General features: G+C 41.3%; 14 protein-coding genes and 1 pseudogene. 1 reads left to right on the top strand and 14 read right to left on the bottom strand.

Annotation, left to right across the window (positions count from 1 at the left end):
• Nucleotides 1–148 precede the first annotated feature (148 nt).
• The 5 genes from M8E35_RS14415 to M8E35_RS14395 form a co-directional block, all read right to left on the bottom strand.
• Nucleotides 149–343: a hypothetical protein gene (locus M8E35_RS14415; RefSeq protein WP_252469879.1), complete on the bottom strand. Its 195-nt coding sequence runs from the start codon at nt 341–343 to the stop codon at nt 149–151.
• Between the two features lie 228 nt (nt 344–571).
• Nucleotides 572–943, bottom strand: a complete 372-nt coding sequence (locus tag M8E35_RS14410; RefSeq protein ID WP_252469878.1) for an acylphosphatase — start codon at nt 941–943, stop codon at nt 572–574.
• Between the two features lie 347 nt (nt 944–1,290).
• A complete protein-coding gene (locus M8E35_RS14405; protein ID WP_252469877.1) occupies nt 1,291–2,049 on the bottom strand; it encodes a hypothetical protein in 759 nt (252 codons plus the stop codon).
• 25 nt (nt 2,050–2,074) lie between these two features.
• Nucleotides 2,075–2,410: a hypothetical protein gene (locus M8E35_RS14400; RefSeq protein ID WP_252469876.1), complete on the bottom strand. Its 336-nt coding sequence runs from the start codon at nt 2,408–2,410 to the stop codon at nt 2,075–2,077.
• A 199-nt stretch (nt 2,411–2,609) separates the two neighbouring features.
• Nucleotides 2,610–3,722 carry an oxidoreductase gene (locus tag M8E35_RS14395; RefSeq protein WP_252469875.1) on the bottom strand — a complete coding sequence of 371 codons (1,113 nt, stop codon included), beginning with the start codon at nt 3,720–3,722 and terminating at the stop codon, nt 2,610–2,612.
• A 611-nt stretch (nt 3,723–4,333) separates the two neighbouring features.
• Between M8E35_RS14395 and M8E35_RS14390 the strand changes: the two genes are divergently transcribed.
• Nucleotides 4,334–5,230 carry a DUF3102 domain-containing protein gene (locus tag M8E35_RS14390; protein ID WP_252469874.1) on the top strand — a complete coding sequence of 299 codons (897 nt, stop codon included), beginning with the start codon at nt 4,334–4,336 and terminating at the stop codon, nt 5,228–5,230.
• Between the two features lie 77 nt (nt 5,231–5,307).
• On the opposite strand, the pseudogene M8E35_RS14385 reads toward M8E35_RS14390, so the two are convergent.
• The 9 genes and pseudogenes from M8E35_RS14385 to M8E35_RS14350 all read right to left on the bottom strand — a co-directional run.
• Nucleotides 5,308–5,550: pseudogene (locus tag M8E35_RS14385) on the bottom strand (DUF6506 family protein); the annotation flags it as partial.
• Nucleotides 5,551–6,168: 618 nt separating this feature from the next.
• On the bottom strand, nt 6,169–8,400 hold the full coding sequence (locus M8E35_RS14380) for a YcdB/YcdC domain-containing protein (RefSeq protein ID WP_252469871.1): 2,232 nt from the start codon (nt 8,398–8,400) through the stop codon (nt 6,169–6,171).
• A gap of 591 nt (nt 8,401–8,991) precedes the next feature.
• Nucleotides 8,992–10,158, bottom strand: coding sequence for a DNA polymerase IV (gene dinB, locus M8E35_RS14375; protein WP_252469869.1), 1,167 nt, complete (start codon nt 10,156–10,158; stop codon nt 8,992–8,994).
• Nucleotides 10,159–10,176: 18 nt separating this feature from the next.
• A complete protein-coding gene (locus M8E35_RS14370) occupies nt 10,177–10,497 on the bottom strand; it encodes a hypothetical protein (protein ID WP_373887454.1) in 321 nt (106 codons plus the stop codon).
• Between the two features lie 105 nt (nt 10,498–10,602).
• A complete protein-coding gene (locus M8E35_RS14365) occupies nt 10,603–14,418 on the bottom strand; it encodes a phosphoribosylformylglycinamidine synthase (RefSeq protein WP_252469865.1) in 3,816 nt (1,271 codons plus the stop codon).
• Between the two features lie 198 nt (nt 14,419–14,616).
• Nucleotides 14,617–14,742, bottom strand: a complete 126-nt coding sequence (locus M8E35_RS26520) for a hypothetical protein (RefSeq protein ID WP_289710840.1) — start codon at nt 14,740–14,742, stop codon at nt 14,617–14,619.
• Nucleotides 14,743–14,757: 15 nt separating this feature from the next.
• Nucleotides 14,758–16,377 carry an aminotransferase class V-fold PLP-dependent enzyme gene (locus M8E35_RS14360; RefSeq protein WP_252469864.1) on the bottom strand — a complete coding sequence of 540 codons (1,620 nt, stop codon included), beginning with the start codon at nt 16,375–16,377 and terminating at the stop codon, nt 14,758–14,760.
• Between the two features lie 4 nt (nt 16,378–16,381).
• A complete protein-coding gene (locus tag M8E35_RS14355; protein ID WP_252469862.1) occupies nt 16,382–16,960 on the bottom strand; it encodes a glycerol-3-phosphate acyltransferase in 579 nt (192 codons plus the stop codon).
• Nucleotides 16,961–17,274: 314 nt separating this feature from the next.
• The gene (locus M8E35_RS14350) at nt 17,275–17,697 is read right to left on the bottom strand and encodes a hypothetical protein (RefSeq protein ID WP_252469860.1); all 423 of its coding nucleotides are present in this window, start codon (nt 17,695–17,697) and stop codon (nt 17,275–17,277) included.
• Between the last annotated feature and the right edge of the window lie 207 nt (nt 17,698–17,904).

The following is a 17,904-nucleotide window of genomic DNA, read 5'->3' as shown; positions in this document are numbered from 1 at the left end:
GACGTCGCACCCCAAATCCTCTTCACTCAATAGCGAAAAAACTTACTTTTGATGTTCTAATGTGGTCTTAGAAAACATCAATACTCTTTAGGTCTTTTCGTTCTAATAAATAAAATAACAGAAAATATGATTAATAATATCCCAATTGCTAAGAAACTCCAGAGATAGAATGTATTTGTCCATAAGGAAGCTTATCATTGATTTCAATACCAAAAAAGTACAGGCCTATCCCATCTCCATCCCATACCTCGTGATAAAATCTATTGTAAAGATCTAATGCTTTTAGAATAAAAGGAATAGAAATCACGAATATGATTTTTGCAATAAATCTTAATCTTTTCACAAAACCCCACCTCCTACAGAAAACTATATACATTCCCGAATGAATTATTAGCATGTCCTCTTCTTCTGCCTTTTGACCTACGACTTTGCCGTTATAGGATATTTAAAGCACTTTGGCAGATTCGTCAACTTTGATTAAATAAAGAATACGCCTCCAGATTCAGAGACCGCCATGGACGCCGGACCCTTGAGCTACGTAATTATGTACTCTATATAAGTAAATTGCGAATTAAAACCATTCCTTTATCACCGCAAAATCTGTCTCATCATCTACAATCGGCATTTCGTTTATTGCCACATCACGAACAGATGCTCTTTTTAATGTTTTTAAATATTTTATTAGGAAATTAATTTTCTCATTTTCTCCCTGTACTTCACTCTCAACATTTTTATCATTTCTATTTTTAACCCAGCCAGTTAAGTTCAGCCGTTTCGCTAATTCATATACTTCTAATCTAAACCCTACCTTCTGCACTCTTCCAGAAAATATCAACCTTTTTCTAACAGTTGACGATGGTTTAAATAAAGGTAACTCAATATGCTTCACTTGATTAATTACATAGCCATCTCTCAATTTTTTTAGATAATAAATGAACCTCAAACCGAAACCTCCTAATTATGTATAAGTCCTGGTAAATTTGATTTAAAATAATTGGGTGCTTTACTACCGTACCAATTTCAAAATACCAACCCTATCAAAACATATATCTATACTTTTATTATCTTCAAATGTTCCATTACTTAAAATCTTTTCTACTTGATCAAGCAGAAATCTTTTCTGATCCATAATTTCAGTAGATTTCTGGTGTTTTTCTTTTAGTACAGGATCTTTTTCAGTTTCGCAAGACCTGAATATAATGATTGAGTCTCTATCTATCCCTTGAATAAAAAGATCTTTGTTTCAAGGTCTATTTTGGGTTGTTCAAGTCGCGATTTATTTTATAAAAATTATATACAAGTCTCTTCCACACCCAGATTTAATTTCCAAGTTCTTGTCCAATCTGTATCCATTCTGACTAACCGTTTTTTTCTCAAGTTTTCCTTCATCATCCACCTAATATCTTTATCCTCATTTACAAACCATTTTTCCATTAGCTTTTTTCCATTCTCAGGATCAGATACCACTGCAACACTCCAACCATACCCTAATGTTTTTCGTAGTACTTTAAAGTCCTTATCTTTTCTATTTTCGGTGTTTAACATGTCTTGCGTAATTTTATCAAGAATTTGTAATACACTTAGAATTTCTTTAGGTTGCTTAAGTAGTTTTGGTTCGCACAAAGCCGCAACTACTGCCCTCTTTTCCAACAGAGTTCCTTTAGCCCACTCTAGCATCTCATCTAACAGCCCATCCATATTCGATTCGCCAAACCTTTGCAAGGCTAACGCTACCCCTTCTCTGATCCTCCATCTAATATCTGAAGCAGACGCACGCAAGAGACCACAATGTTTCATGTTTCCTTGAGATATCAGACTTCCTAAACCAACAACACCACAAATAGGCAAAAATTCAGTTGCTGAACCAAATGGAGCTTTCTCTGCATCGAAAGATAAGTACCGCATAAATCTTTCCTCAGTTCCTTCTTCTGCAACTGCCTCTATCAATTCAAGGTTCGCTCTAGGTCCAGGAAGGCAAGACTCGTTTAAAAGGTATTGGTCCCAATCTTTTATCTCTTTAAGAACCTGCCTGTATAAATCAATTTTCATAAAGTCTATAACACCTCACTTCAACCTAAGACGACTGAAAACCACTCAATTTATCGAGTAATCCCTTCATTTCTACATGTTCCAATACTCGCCGAAAACCTACATTATCTATCATTTCAATCTTTTCTCTCCCGATAGCTTTGATCTCAACAGGCTGTTTCCCTTGGATCACCTCAACAACAATTTTCCCTTCCCCATAAGAACCATCCTCTACCTCATCTACAAGCTTAACGCTCCTGATCCATTTATGAATATTACGCTCTTCTTCCAGCGTAGCAAGCCGACCTTCTTTGGGAAGAGCAACGCCGTATAACTTAATACAAAAGATATTGGCATGGTCTTCTATACTACCAGTCTTCAAATTATTACCTCCTTCAGTTTCATTTTAACCCGAAAAGCCTCTGGTTTTCCAAATAAAGACCTAGCGGTTTCGGATAAAGTCCGAGAATTCCCGACGCGCCCCAACCACATTCATCTATCTTTTCCAAGTTCCGGAATACTCAGTTAGACGACGGCCCGGTAAAACAAAGCATAAATTGTAACTATTATGCTATCCACAGTTATACTTGTGGTGTAGTTAGGATGCAATTTATAGGCTTTCCCTTGTATATTGCGTCAACGCACTTATTACATGAAATACATTTTGGTTTCTTGTGTTCATTTGTTTCCCAATCGTTTACAAGACCTGGTTCACATATGAAAGGACGGCACAATGATACACAATCTGCCTCTTTATTTTGAACAATCTCTTCCATAAGAGACAGGGTTCTTAAACCACCGACTATCATGATCGGTACATCTAATTGGCTCTTAATTTCTCGACACCACTCACGATAATATGCCTCTTTGTTAAGGCTATCAATATGGGCTTTGTATTCAGTCTCTTCATATCGTTTACCTCTTAAACCCTGGCTAATTTCTAAAGAGTCAAATCCTAATTTTGCAAGTAATTTGGCGGACTCTTTTCCCTCATCTAACTGAAGACCACCAATAAAACCATCTTGAACCCCAATCTTAATAAATACTGGGTAATCCTCACCAACTTTTTTCCTAATGTTTTTGTATATTTCATAATGCAGACGAAGGCGATTTTGAAGACTTCCGCCCCATTGATCCTGTCTTCGGTTTGTAAAAGGTGAAAGAAATTGACTTAAAAGGTAAGCATGGGCACCGTGAACCTGTACAGCATCAAACCCTGCCTCTTTTGCTCTTATTGCTCCATCTCCAAATGCATTAATCACCTCCCAAATTTCGCTATCTGTAATTTCTCGATATTCACCTGAGTAATAAGGGGCATTGTCAACAATTGATGGGGCTAAAGGAAGAATATTTTTCGTCTTCAGATACTTAGCTTCTTTTCCGCCATGAAAAAGTTGTATAGCAATTTTAGCGCCACGCTCATGAACTGCTTTTGTGACTTTTTCAAATCCTGAGATAAATTGATCCCCCGCAATGGAGTTCTGATGTGGCGATATCTGGCCGGTATAATGAACGTAAGCTATACCTGCTATGATTAGACCCGCACCACCATCAGCTAAATCTGAGAAAAGCTTTATTTGGGCATCGGAAACATGACCATTTTCATTAGCAAAACCGTCGTATGTAGCTGACCTAACAAACCGATTTCTTATCTCTAGGTTTCTTATTGTGAAAGGATCAAGCAAAATACTCATAGTTACCTCCTTTGTTAATCAACATCTAGCTACCAGATACCCCCTCCAAAAAAAGAGCCCCTTTTACATTCTAATACTCTTCATAATACGCAAACCACTGACTACAATATTTATGACTGCATTCCTCTCAAATAAGACTGCTCAGGACTGTCGTCTAACGTCCCGCGTATTCTCGGGGTCTGGTTACTACTTTCATATTCTCTCAGAATTTGGAAAGTAGTTATTTATATGAAACTGCGGCAAGTGAATATGTCAGTAGCGTTTAACACCCTGAGCTGCTGTTGTTGGACAGTTCGTCGCACAGATTTGACACTCACAGATTTTAAGTATCAGGGCTACGCTTCAATTTGCTTTTACTCACAGGCGGAATAGGGCAAAGCTGAAGTTCGATCTGACGGTTTGTGAGATTTGGCAAGGAGTGCGATGCCACTGAATGTGCTCTTGTTTGATTGTTTCACAACACACAAACAAAATCGGTAAACCTCAGGGACAGAGCAGAGCCCTAGTGAGGCCGTCAGGCCACGGATAATTTTTTGAGAACGAGCCTTCACCTTCGTAAGCCCGGCCACATATTGTGTAAATAAAGCTACAAAAAAGGACGGGTAACCAGCATGAGTACTCTGATCACTGAACGCACGCCGCTCGATATCGCGGCTGAAATCAATACAATTAAACAACAGACTTGTAAAATCTTGCTTACCAATGCCGTCGAGATCGGCCGGCGACTGAAGGAAGCCAAGGATCTCCTCAAGCATGGGGAATGGGGCAAGTGGTTGAAGGAATCGGTCAGTTACTCCCAGCGAACGGCCGAAAGACTGATGCAGATCTTCGAAGAGTATGGGACGAAACTGCTTGCCTCCTCCGACAGTGACGGCAACCCAAATTCGTCACTAGTGACGAATTTGACCTACACCCAGGCGCTCATCCTTCTTGGGATCCCGGAAGAGGAGCGGGACGAGTTTATCGCGGAGCATGATGTCGAGAACATGACCAAATTGGAATTGCAGCAAGCTGTCAAGGACAGAGACCAGGCCATTCAAGAGAAAAAAGACCTCCATAAAGACCTGGACTTGAAAAGCAGCGAAATCACCCAATTAACCACTCAGGCCAAAGACCTGGAGATACAGGTGAAGGAATACAAGTCGAAATACTCGGCCGAGCAAGAAAAAGTCACGTTAAAGCAAAGGGAGCTGGAGGCGGCCAAAGAAGAGATCCCATCCGCCAGGAAAATTGCAGAACTGGAAAATAAGCTCAAAATCTCGGAAACCAAATCCTCCGTCATGACGGCCGACGCACTATTCAACATTCACCGCGATAACATGCTTAATGCCTACAATGAGCTGCTGAAAATGCTCACAGCATTAAACAGAACGGATCCAGAGATCAAGGAAAAATACAGGGAGACGGCGAGTGAGATTGTTGAAAACATGGCGAAGATGCTGAAAGTATGGCCCCCCGTTATCAGGACAAATATGTCGATTAATACGACCCATTCCGAGAGGAGTTAAATCCAGCGGCCACCTGGTAGTAATCCTCCCTACGGAACAGAAGAGATCACTGTGTTTTTGGTGATACGGTAGAAGCATCAGAGTTCAGAGGCCGCCATTACGGCGGCCCCCTGAGCATCCGTATCATTTAAGTACGCAATATAGGAATAATGCTTCTTAATTGTATAATTACCCCTGTTCATTAGGCTCGCAATAATCTTGTTGGTGTTGCTATCACCACGGGTAACGCATATTCCAACATTCTCTCCAACCAAATCAGATATTTGGGCTATATCCTTATCTGAAAATCCTGGACACAATGTTATTACATTAACCCCTTCTTTCTCAACAAGCTTTTAGCATTCTTCAAGGGCCAAAATTTGATTTTGGACAAGAACTGTAAAGCAAGTATATTTGCAAGTATCAAGCACACTTCTGTCCTTTGCTGGGTCACTGTAATGAAAGGGCGAGAATTAACTTCTGGAACAAGAATAAGGTAGACTTTAGCTCGCCCCCTTCTCTCGCGGAGCTGATATATTATGATTTCTACATATATTTTGCATTCCCTTCCTGAGCTGTAAACAATAACATGATTATCCTTATAATGTTTCTTCAATTCATTTAGGCAAGTTTAAAGAGAACCATAGCTTATTAATAATAGGCGTTCACTTTACGATGTTACCAATTGCCTCATGTCAGAATTATGAGGTTCTAATAATTTTACTCAATGAGACCCAAAACATCGATAAGTTATCCAAAGACTTCTGGGTTTTGACTTGGGTTTATTTTTCTAAGATATCTTTATTTATTATCACATATACAAATAGTCTAGCCCCCTTGTTTCAAATTGAACGCGGGGGCTAGACTATTTCTTAACGGTTATTTATATATTAGTGATCAGATGCACTATACAAGTGAATTATTCGCTATTCGCATTTCACAGTTGCAATTGCCAAATACTAATTATGCCAACCTAAAGCCCTGAAGAGAGCAGTGGCAGCTTCGGCACGGCTTACCGTTTCACGTGGGGCCAACACTTGACCCTCTACTTTGATAATCCCAGTACTGCTGGCTATGGCGACATAGCCTAGAGCATCTGAGCTGATTTGATCAGAATCTTGGAAACTAACTTGATAAATATCCTTGAGTTCTGCCAGTTTATTCAGCTGAATGTAGCGCATTAAAACTTTGGCAAGAAGTTCACGATTCACTGGATCACTAGGCTTAAGATCTTCCGTTAACCATCCTAGCTCTTTCGCTTTATTGATAACTTCTTTCTCTGTAAGGCCCATATTTCCCCATAACCCAAATCGGCTAAGGTACATCGCACGCAACAGTGAGGCAACACTCATCTTCTCATGAGGTTTAAAGCTATTTCCATAATCGCCAAATAACCCTGCTTGACCAAGTACTGTTATCTCTGCTGCTCCTGTAACTTCGGCTAGATCGGTAAAACTGTATGGCTTTGGCCCCTTTTCTACTGGCTGACCCTGGTAATCAAGCAATTCTCCACTTTTTGCATCCAAGATGTTAGAGATTGGAATACTGCGGTCTTTGGCAATCGGAAGATAAACTAAGCGTAAATCCCCCGGTATTCCATTGGAATAGATACGAACATAGGTGAGGGTTAAAGGTCGTGCCTTTAGAAAAGATTCCACAGCTTTATCTTTGCTGAGAATTCCTGAGAGACCAGGCAAATCATATTCAGACCAGTTAAGTTCAAAATTCGTAACTATGCCGGCCACAGGATCGACATTGATAATCATTCCATTTTCAGGAAAATCAACCCCATTGACCACTCTTCGATATGAGAAAGCTTGATTATTCCATGGTTCTGGACTCATTTTAGATATTAGATCCGTTTCAGGGTCTAACACAACTTGACTAAATCGCTCAGGCTGAACCTTTTTCAGGAATTCTTCAGCCAGTTTTTGGGCTGCTGCCCGGTCTAGTTTAACTTCAGTCTTGTCGTTTTGTTGAGTAGAGATAGCAAAACCAAGCAACTCGCCAGTTGTGGCGCTAACCCTCGCGTTAATATATTTTGAGTTTCCTTCCTTTGTATCGGTCTCGATAATGCTCCACTCGAAGCTCCAGATACGTTTGTCATCGTTGCGCCAGTCTTTACTTAAATTTGCACTGCGTAACGTCAGGTTATCTGGAATCTCAACCCAGCGCTTCACAGCAGCAATCGCCTCATCTTGTTTGAGAAGCTTTGCAGTACGTTCCACTTCTTGTTGTTCCTGAGGGGTCAGAACTTGAGCACCATCTGAAACTGAATTGGCTCTTTCCGACTTAGCGCTTCCCATTCCCCCAACACCGCCCTGATCTGTTGCCAGCCACTCTCCTTGTTTTAATTGAAGTGGCAAGCCCGTTAAAGCATCAATTGCGCCTCCATTGTTTTCCCCTCTTAATTGATACACAAGTTTAGCTTCCTGCTTTTGCCCTGCAAGCATAGGTCTATAGGACGCCGGAATCCAGTACTGGAGTTTAAAGAATGGTGCCGCAACAAACGCCTGTTGCGCTTGATCAACACTGATCACACCTTTTACTTCAGGCGCTTTTACATCGTTCCAGTTGAGATTATAAGAAGTGATGTGCCCATCTGTACTTGATACTTGCACATTGGCTCCATTGCTAAGAAAAGGTATACCGTTAATTAGTCGTTGATATTGGAGAGAAAAATTGAAAGGACCGTAGTTTAGGGGTACTATCTCTAATTCACTTGGAATTAAGCTTAATTCCTCGGTTCGCTTGCCCAATAAACGGCTTAGTAACTTGTTGCTGATTTCTTGAGCTTCGGCCTTAGTAATGGTAGGGACTGACGGACTATTGGCCAATTGATCTTCATTCTTCCAATAGTTCATACTTACAATATCTCCGTTTATGGCATTAACCTCTGCAGCGAACTCTCCTGGTCGTTCTGCTGTACCATTCCAACGCAAAGCCCATACTTGACGTCCATCATACGTGTTGTAAGAAGAACTGAAATCCGTATATTGAGTTGGGACGTCAAAGTTGGTTTTTACAATTTGAATAGCTTTTTCTAGGCTCACTTCGGGCATAGCCAGAGACTCAACAGTTGGAGATGATACACTGCTTTCTCCTGCTAAAGCTAAAGGAGCAAAAATCGTTGGAACTAGTAATATGGCAACTACAATCACGCTCAGGAAAGAACGCCAATTATTCTTCATTGTATTATCTACCTTCCTTTCTTACTCGGGGTTCGATATTCGTAGTTCGAACTCATTTTTTTAAATAGGAGTGAACTCGTTCAGCCAAGGCTGAACATCGTGACTGATGTTCTCTCTCTCAGTTTCCCTCCTTCAACTGCGATTATTTTTGTTTCCTAGCACTTAGACCCAATTGCTGCGCTTTCAAGTCTGTTACCTATTAGTTATAGACGTAGTTTAGCCGTGTTTCTGACAAAGAAATTTTCGACATTATCTAATAAATTACGCAGACATCCAGGTAACTCACCAATAAATTAATCTCTATTCAAAATACTTGTCTAGCTCTAAACCACTGACCCCAGTAGTCTCACACGAACATGGAAGGCTGAGATTTAAGCATCTATTTGATGGCCAGATGCGCTGATGGCGAGAATGGACCGCTGACCATGGATGGCCAACTGTCGCTGTAACCAAGAATGTCGACATGAGACCTTACAGAAAGTATATAACGATAAGTTATACTTTCTGCCTAGGAACAAAGGTTTTGGTTGACTGGTATAAGGAAATAGGCCATCTGCTTAGGAAAAAGGCAAATGACCCATACCGTTATAATTACAAAAGTCTAGCCCTTGTAATGCTTTTCTCACCATATTTCTCTTTTACAGAATCAAGAACCTTTGTGAGATTCTCTTTTTCCACCTGGGGTTCTTCGAACAAAGACAGCTGATTTTGAATCTGATCGGTCAGATTAGATAGGGTAACTCCAATTAATCGAAGTGGTTGTTTAAGTGATAACTCTCTTAATAAGCTGCAGGCTTCTTGATAAATCACGTCGTCAAGATCCGTAGCCCGCAATAGTGTTCGAGAACGGGTTAGGGTACGGAAATCAGCGTACCTGACTTTCAAGGTCACCGTTTTACCTCTGAGTGCTTCTTTGCGCAGACTCCGACCCACATGAACGGCAAGCTTTAGTAAAGTTGTCTCTAGAACATCAGTATCAGAAATATCAGTTTCAAACGTAGTCTCGCGACCGATGGATTTAACCACCCGGTCGCTTTCAACGGGTCGATCGTCAATTCCTTGCGCCAACTGATAAAGCTGGCTGCCCAAAGATCCAAAGAGCTTAGTCAAGAATTTTAATTCCAGGCTGCGTAAGTCCCTAACTGTTTTAACATTATGATTGTGCAATTGTTCCGCTGTTTTTTCTCCTACTCCCCAAATCCTTTCCACAGTCAATGGGTCAAGGAACTCTTGAATACTATTGGGATGCACAACCACGAATCCATCAGGTTTTTTTAGATCTGAGGCAAGCTTTGCTAAAAACTTATTGCACGCTAAGCCAACAGACGCCGTTAAGTTTAATTCCTGCTGGATGCGCTGTTTTATTGTTAAAGCTATTAAATCTGCAGGCCCAAATAAACTCGTAGAACCTGTAACATCTAAAAAGGCCTCATCCAAAGATAGTGGCTCTACCATAGGAGTATAAGTCAAAAATATTTGTCTTATTTGCCAGGATACTTCACGGTATTTCTGTCCATTTACCGGCAAGAAAACAGCGGAAGGACAGCGCCGAGCAGCTTCTGCAACAGGCATCGCCGAGCGTATTCCATATTTACGCGCTTCATAAGACGCCGCAGAAACTACACCCCTGCTATTGGGTCTGCCTCCAACCACTACCGGTTTGCCCATTAAGGACGGATCGTCGCGTTGCTCGACAGAGGCGTAGAAAGCATCCATATCTACATGTAATATTTTTCGATAGTTCGCCCAAACGTCCATGTTTTCCTCAATAAAATCTTATGATTCTTCTGCTTCTTTCATCGGACAAGAATTTGTTAAGTCAATTTCTGCAGATACTTCTTTCCAAGGTGCTTCTTTAATGTTTACATTTTCCAGAAGAAGAATAAGGTCTGATCTGCCAAAATAGGCAGGATTCCCTTGGGGATCTAAAGTCATAAGGACAATAGGCATCCCTTTAAAAACAGGGAGCAACCCTTTGATTACCATCGATGCGTTAAACGAATTTTGGAATACAGTCGGTTGGACAGAAACAACGGCAATGGTTTTACCTTGTTCTGTCACAATAGCACTTTCAAATTGAGTGTTCAAAAATTTCATCTCCTATTGTTGTAATGATTAACTGTAATTAGTGAATTCGACAAACATATTAAAAACCCTGCAACTTAAGTTGACCTCTGGTGGTAAGTGACATGCGTTTAAGGTCTATCCCCTAAAATAGTTAACGCCGCCGGCAAAAATCGGTTGATATTTATTACCCGGAACATTCTTCGCTATTTCCAGACCAGTCCTTTCGGAATGGGCCATCTTACCCAGAATACGTCCATCTGGGCTGGTGATTCCTTCAATCGCTTCAAAAGAACCATTGGGAGTATAGATAACATCATTGCTCGGGTTCCCGTCAAGATCCACATATTGAGTCGCAACCTGTCCATTATCTACTAACGTTTGAATTATTTCGTGATCTGCGACAAACCGACCTTCTCCATGGGAGATAGGCACGGAATGAATGTCTCCCAAATTCACCCCGCTAAACCATGGGGATAAAACGGAAACAACTTTGGTTTGGACCATGCTGGAAACGTGACGCCCAATTTTGTTATACGTGAGGGTAGGCGATTCTTCCATCAAATCGATTATTTCTCCATAGGGAACAAGACCCAGTTTGATCAATGCTTGAAACCCATTACAAATACCAAGCATCAAACCATCCCTTTGATCCATAAGTTCCTCAATCGCCTCACTAATCCAAGGGTTTCTGAACATAGTAGCAATGAATTTACCCGAACCGTCTGGTTCGTCTCCCGCACTAAAGCCCCCTGGGAGCATGACGATTTGAGCCTTCTGTATCTTTTTAACCATCTCTTGGATAGATTGCTCCACATCAGTTGCCGTCAAATTTCTAATCACCAAGGTTTCAACGATCCCTCCGGCTTTCTCAAAAGCTTTGGCTGAATCGTACTCACAATTGGTCCCCGGGAAAACTGGAATAAAGATTCTTGGTTTAGCCACTTTAGTTGATGGAGTTTGATTATTTCTCAGGTTGAAGCTCACTTTTTGTGGCTCGGCGACTTTTTCCGTTTGAGTTGGAAAGATTTTTTCCAGTGGCTTTTCCCAGGCCTGCAAAGCGGTTTCCAGCTCAATATTCACGTCATTAATCGTAATGATCGGGTTTTCCTGAGTTACACCGAGCAATTGGAAGTCTACCCCGCTGAAGGCTTTTGCCAGATCAACCGTTTCTTCTATTTCTAAGATTATTGAACCATAATCAGCAGTAAACAGACTATTAATATCTATTGAACTGTCTAAGGTCATCCCAACTCGATTACCGAAGGACATTTTGCTAAGTGCCGCCGCCAGTCCTCCCATCCTGACAGTATGAGATGCCAAGACGCTTCCGGAATGGATCAACTCGTTAATTTTCAAGTAGTTTTTGCTTAGTTGTTCAAAATCAGGGACTTCATGCTCATCCCGAGTGGCTTTCACTAAAACAACCATACTGCCAGGCTTTTTGAACTCTTGGGAGACAACCTTATCAGCCTCGACCACATTGACTGCAAAAGCAACCAATGTGGGAGGAACGTGCAAATCCATGAAGGTTCCAGACATGCTGTCTTTTCCACCGATCGCCGGAATTCCAAGTTTTTTCTGAGCATAAAAAGCTCCTAACAAAGCGCTGAAAGGTTTTCCCCATTTTTCGGGATCTGTTCCTAATCGTTCGAAATACTCCTGCAGGGTAAGTCGAACCTTGTGATAATCCCCGCCCAGGGCCACAGTCTTAGTTACCGCATCTACCACGGCATATAAGGCACCGTGAAAAGGACTCCACTTTGCCAATTGCGGATTATAGCCATAGGTCATTATGGTAGCCGTATTTGTTTCCCCCGCTAAGACGGGAATCTTAGCCACCATACCTTCAGCCGGAGTAGCCTGATACTTACCACCTAAAGGCATCAAGACGGACGACATTCCGATAGTACTGTCAAACCTCTCCACCAACCCCTTTTGGCTGCAGACGTTTAAATCACTCAAATTAGCAAGCCAGGCCTCTTTTAAGATTGCGCCTGAGTTCGGAACATTATGAGAAGCTAGCTTTTGTTCGACAGCTTCTGGCAACTTGCTAAAATAGTTGTGATTCCCTTCCGGAAGAGTGACCTTAACCTTCGTCGTTTGCTTAACTCCATTTGTATTGAGAAATTCTCGACTGAGATCGACAATCGCCTGCCCGCGCCAAACCATTATAAGTCTAGGGTCAGTACTAACCTTAGCAACTAAGGTTGCTTCTAGGTTTTCCTCATGAGCATACTTGGCAAAAGCCTCAAAATCTTGAACGCGAATAACGACTGCCATTCGTTCTTGGGATTCAGAAATCGCAAGTTCTGTCCCATCAAGACCTTCATATTTTTTCGGAACTGCATCTAAGTTAATCTCTAAGCCATCCGTTAATTCACCGATAGCAACCGATACCCCGCCTGCTCCAAAATCGTTGCACCGTTTGATTAGCTTACTGACGTTAGCATTACGGAAAAGTCTCTGAATTTTTCGTTCTGTGGGAGGATTACCTTTTTGTACTTCCGCCCCACAAGTCAGTAGAGACTCCGTGGTGTGCTCTTTAGAAGATCCAGTTGCACCGCCACATCCGTCCCTGCCCGTTCTTCCGCCGACAAGTACGACAACATCCCCAGCTTCAGGGGCTTCACGTACTACATTTTCCCGGGGAGCGGCCGCAATGACTGCCCCAATTTCCATCCGTTTGGCCACAAAACCTTCATCATAGACTTCCGTTACTTGACCTGTCGCCAGTCCGATTTGATTTCCATAGGAACTATAACCGGCAGCCGCACCTCTGGTGATCTTCCTCTGGGGCAGTTTGCCGGGGAGAGTATCTTCAAGCTTTGCCCTTGGATCTCCGCTTCCTGTCACGCGCATGGCTTGATACACATAGGTACGGCCAGACAGGGGATCTCGAATGGCCCCTCCCAGACAGGTAGCTGCCCCGCCGAAGGGTTCGATTTCTGTCGGATGGTTATGGGTCTCGTTTTTAAACATAACCAGCCACTCTTCATTTTGACCGTTGACATCGACATTTACCACTATACTGCAGGCATTGATCTCATCTGATAGGTCAAGATCAGGTAAGAGCCCTTTTTTCTTCAACTCTTTCATACCCAAAACAGCGATGTCCATGAGACAAACATCTCGATCAGTAGGATTTTTTCCATAAACATAATACCTTGACATGAGATACTCATGATAGGCTTTGGTTAATGGGTGAGCAAAATCTCCTTCTGGAAAAGCAACCTCTTCGATCTTTGTATTAAAGGTCGTATGCCGACAATGATCCGACCAGTAAGTGTCGATAACTCGAATCTCAGTAATCGTTGGATTTCGTTTTTCTGTATCTCGGAAGTATGCTTGACAAAATGCTAAATCTTCATAGCTCATTGCTAAGCCCGTTTCATTAAAGAACGCTTTCAGTTCTTCAGACGACTTCTCAATAAAGCGATCAAGTATTACGACATTTGGAGGGGTCACAGCTTCAAATTCTAAGCTTTCGGGCTTCTCTAAAGCAGCTTCCCGAGATTCGACTGGATTAATGCAGTAATCTTTAATTTTGTGAAAATCCATCGCGGACAGTTGACCCTTTAATACTATAACCTTAGCTGAAGCAATCGTTGGCCGCTCTTTTTGGGTCAGAATCTGTACACATTGAGCAGCAGAATCCGCTCGCTGGTCATACTGACCGGGCAGATATTCCATAGCAAAAACTTGGTCCTGTGGGGAAATTTCAATATTTTCGTCGTACACCAAATCCAATGGAGGCTCAGCAAAGATAATCGGACGGGACTTTGCATACTCCTCGTCCGTAATTCCAGAAATATCATAACGGTTAATTACTCTTAACCCTTGCAAACCTAGCATCCCTAAATTTTCCAGAAGATCATTGTACAGACCCTGGGCTTCAATATCATAGCCAGGCCTTTTTTCCACGTAAATACGTTTTACAGCTTGTGATCCCATATCATCCTCCATTAGTTAGTTTTTAGATACATTAAGTAAATTAGCCCTTATCTATGATCCTTAAAATATGTTTAAGGCCATAGCACTTTGTCTATGGCCTTGTCGCGCAAAATAGTAGACGCAGAATTCTCTTAGTTTGCATAATACCATGATTTTGATCGAAATTAAAGAGCAGCTATGAAAGAATAGTGATTTAGACTACCATTTTTGACGTTTGCTGTTTAAGGTATAGACTGCACTTCGCAATACCATCAAACTCCATATATTTCCGCCTATGCTCGCTATTGAGTGCATCCTAACTTCGTAAGCCTTTGGTTTGCTCATAAAACAGACTCCTTTTTATTTTGCCTTTAAAATCCCATCCTCTTCCATATCCAAGCAGGAAGCTAAGATCGAAGGAAAAGCTTCTATATCCCGCTGATCATACTCTCCCATTAAGCAAACTTGAAGCCAATTTCGCTTAAGTAAATAGGAGCTTCGATAGCTAAGAAAATAGCCCCCATTTTCCAGCCTCGCCCCTATCGTTTCTGAACTGAGATCCCTGGGAAGTTCAAAGCTTATAACATTGGGGGACGCGTATTCCTCCGCCGCTACAACTTTTATCCCAAGTGCTCTTAACTGTCTTCTTAATCCCTCGGCGAACTTTGCATTAATAGAAAAGTCCCTAGATAACGTTAAATCTAACGCATTTTGCAAAGCATAAATAAAATTTGATGAATGGGTAAAGGGTACTCCTTCTGACTTACTATATAATTCTAGATCCATATAACGGGGCAGACCTTGTCCACTTAAAGCATGATTATAGAAAACAAAACTTAACCCCGGATATGAACATAGAGCTTTGCCACTTACGCCCGACGCGAGAAAAACTCCTTTTAGATCAATGGGCAAGGCCCCGATAGAGCTGACACAATCTAGGCAGAGTATAATATTTCGCTTCTTACAGATGTTTTTCAATTTTGACAAATCATTAAGAACCCCTGTTGAAGTCTCTAGATGTACTGCCCATACCCATTTAATGGAGGGTTCTTGATCCAGAATAATTTCTAGCTGGTCATAGTAAATAGCCTTCCCCCAAGTATTCTTAAACTCTTTAAAATCAAGCCTAGCCCTTTGGGCATGGTCAACTAACCGTTCGCCAAATTCGCCATTACTGACAACTATGCCCTTCCCTTTATTCGAAAGATTGGCAGCTACGACATCGTTAGCGAGGGTGCCTGACCCTAGTAAGATCTGAACGCTTTTCGAATTAACCAACTGAGAGAGCTTATGTTGGATTTGGGCAATATCTTTCAGAAATATATCGGAGCGATGAGAAACCGGAGTTTTAATAAAAGCCTCCTTAACGGCTTCACAAATCCTTACAGGTCCGGGAAGGAAGTTGACACTATCTTTCACAGCAGGCTTTAACCTAGGTTGCTGTTCTAGAAAACTATTCAGATTCTGGACGATAGTTTCTCGTGCAAGGTACATGGGTTGGAACATAGCTTCGGGTTTGCCGACAAGTGGCCCGAAAGGTACGAAGCCAAGATGCTGATACAACTTCAACTGTCTTACCGTTCCCGATATTACAGCTAAGTCGTATCCCTGCTCGTTACAATATTCCATAAGCATGTTCATCAATCCAACAAGGATTCGACCGCCCCTAACCTCTTTTTCTACTGAAAGGAGACGAATCTCGCACAATGCGTTGTGTGGAGGTAAGTATGTAGCTAAATCGGCCAGTTTTAAGTCTAGTGAAAACGGACGTTTACTTCGACACGCCAGCATTCCTAAGAGCTTCCTATCGCGAAGGCAAATGCAATATGAATTTTCCTCATGAAACTTATCTACTAACTTTTTCTCTTTATTGACACCATGCTGGGGGATTTCTTGCACAAATGTTTTGTAGTTAAGAGCGTGAATTTGCTCAAACTCCCAGTCCTCAGTAGCAATTTTAAAGGATAAACCACGACTCATGCTATTACCTCCTTGAAATCTCTTCCAGTATCATCGCAATATTTCCTCTATGAGCAATAAGTAATATAATTGCTAGGATCAAAATCCCGATAACCTGATTTGCCGACGGTGACATTAAGAATGCTATGATTGGCGATGCCAGAATACTTAAAAGACCGCTTAAGGTAAATTTCCTGGTCAGTGCAAATAGCCCCATTGTGATTGCAAACAATACCAGGGCTAGTGAGGGATTAATCACAACTATTCCCCCAAAGGCAGCAGCTACTCCCTTTCCTCCTCTAAAACCAAGTTGCAGCGGCCATATGTGCCCTGCTACAACAGCAATCACGGTCAGGACAACAGTTAAGTCTGAGAGTTTTAGGTAAATAGCTATAGCAGGAATTAGAAAGCCTTTGAAAACATCTCCAAGAAACGTTAACAAAAAACCTTTTGTGCCTAAAATCCTGCCAACATTAGTAGCACCGGTAGCACCAGAGCCATAATTTCTAACATCATGACGGCAAAGCAACAGAACAAGGTAGTACCCAGTTGAGATTCCGCCAAGAAGGTAACCTATGACGATAATCAGAATATCAATCAGCAAGCACCTCTCGTTTCTTTATACGTTTATACATTTATGCAACTGTACGATTTTAGTGAACTCGTTCAGCAAAAGCTGAACATCGAGACTTCGGTGGGATAGTAGAATAAGGACACCCACTTGAAGTGGGTGTCTCGGAATTGATTAATATTATATCATCTTAACATATTTTCGTTATTTTGGATAAATATCGAAATTAGCTTTTTTGAGCTTCTTAAACGCAAAAAAAAGAGAGTATATCTCTGTAACTCTCATTTAGTATTCACTGGTTGAACTACCAGCTGTATTTATAATTTTGTCTGGTATGAATCGAAGCGTTATTTAATCGCTTTATACCTAAAGCCTCCTTCTTTTGCTATCGTCATAAATTTATCTTTTGAGCAATCGACTATGATCTTAAAGTAAGATAACTCTCTAAAGTGGGTATCTGTGCACTCCTTAATGTCCACTAACCAATGGATTCCTTCCTTCTTACAAAAGGTCAGCAGCTTTGCCAAGTATTCCAGACTGACATTAACAAGACCTAACGGGGTTACACACTCGTCGTTACAGGTATATAACTTATTTATTACTTGAATATCAGAACTCCCGGGAACTTCTCCACCAGTATCTATGAGTTTGGTGATAAGTGTATCATAGATTAATTTATACTCCTCAACTTCTGTTTCACTGAGTTTCTTTATACCACTATCCTGACCCGTTAAGGTAAATCTTTGAATATACTCGTCACACTTTTTCATGGCTTACCTCCTTTTTTAAAGGGCATCTAGCCAGTTGATTATGATTTGTACTTCTTTTCACTAGTAATATATTCACCGCCTTTATGATTTGATTACTTAAGTCAAGATTATCATCCTATTACGCGAGGGGTCTATAGTATATCGTTATCTTAATAATTAATTAATCATATGAAGATGTATTCATTACAGTTTGGTTCTAGAAGTCAG

The organism is Desulfosporosinus nitroreducens (assembly GCF_023897015.1).
GTDB classification, from domain to species: domain Bacteria; phylum Bacillota; class Desulfitobacteriia; order Desulfitobacteriales; family Desulfitobacteriaceae; genus Desulfosporosinus; species Desulfosporosinus nitroreducens.
Note: the sequence above shows the minus strand (reverse complement) of the source record. Positions and strands in the feature narration are given on the sequence as shown.

What these genes read in the sequence shown, in the direction of transcription:
- M8E35_RS14405 (WP_252469877.1), bottom strand. Translation starts at nt 2,049, where the DNA reads ATGAAAATTGATTTATACAGGCAGGTTCTTAAAGAGATAAAAGATTGG.
- M8E35_RS14395 (WP_252469875.1), bottom strand. Translation starts at nt 3,722, where the DNA reads ATGAGTATTTTGCTTGATCCTTTCACAATAAGAAACCTAGAGATAAGA.
- M8E35_RS14390 (WP_252469874.1), top strand. Translation starts at nt 4,334, where the DNA reads ATGAGTACTCTGATCACTGAACGCACGCCGCTCGATATCGCGGCTGAA.
- M8E35_RS14380 (WP_252469871.1), bottom strand. Translation starts at nt 8,400, where the DNA reads ATGAAGAATAATTGGCGTTCTTTCCTGAGCGTGATTGTAGTTGCCATA.
- dinB (WP_252469869.1), bottom strand. Translation starts at nt 10,158, where the DNA reads ATGGACGTTTGGGCGAACTATCGAAAAATATTACATGTAGATATGGAT.
- M8E35_RS14370 (WP_373887454.1), bottom strand. Translation starts at nt 10,497, where the DNA reads ATGAAATTTTTGAACACTCAATTTGAAAGTGCTATTGTGACAGAACAA.
- M8E35_RS14365 (WP_252469865.1), bottom strand. Translation starts at nt 14,418, where the DNA reads ATGGGATCACAAGCTGTAAAACGTATTTACGTGGAAAAAAGGCCTGGC.
- M8E35_RS26520 (WP_289710840.1), bottom strand. Translation starts at nt 14,742, where the DNA reads ATGAGCAAACCAAAGGCTTACGAAGTTAGGATGCACTCAATAGCGAGC.
- M8E35_RS14360 (WP_252469864.1), bottom strand. Translation starts at nt 16,377, where the DNA reads ATGAGTCGTGGTTTATCCTTTAAAATTGCTACTGAGGACTGGGAGTTT.
- M8E35_RS14350 (WP_252469860.1), bottom strand. Translation starts at nt 17,697, where the DNA reads ATGAAAAAGTGTGACGAGTATATTCAAAGATTTACCTTAACGGGTCAG.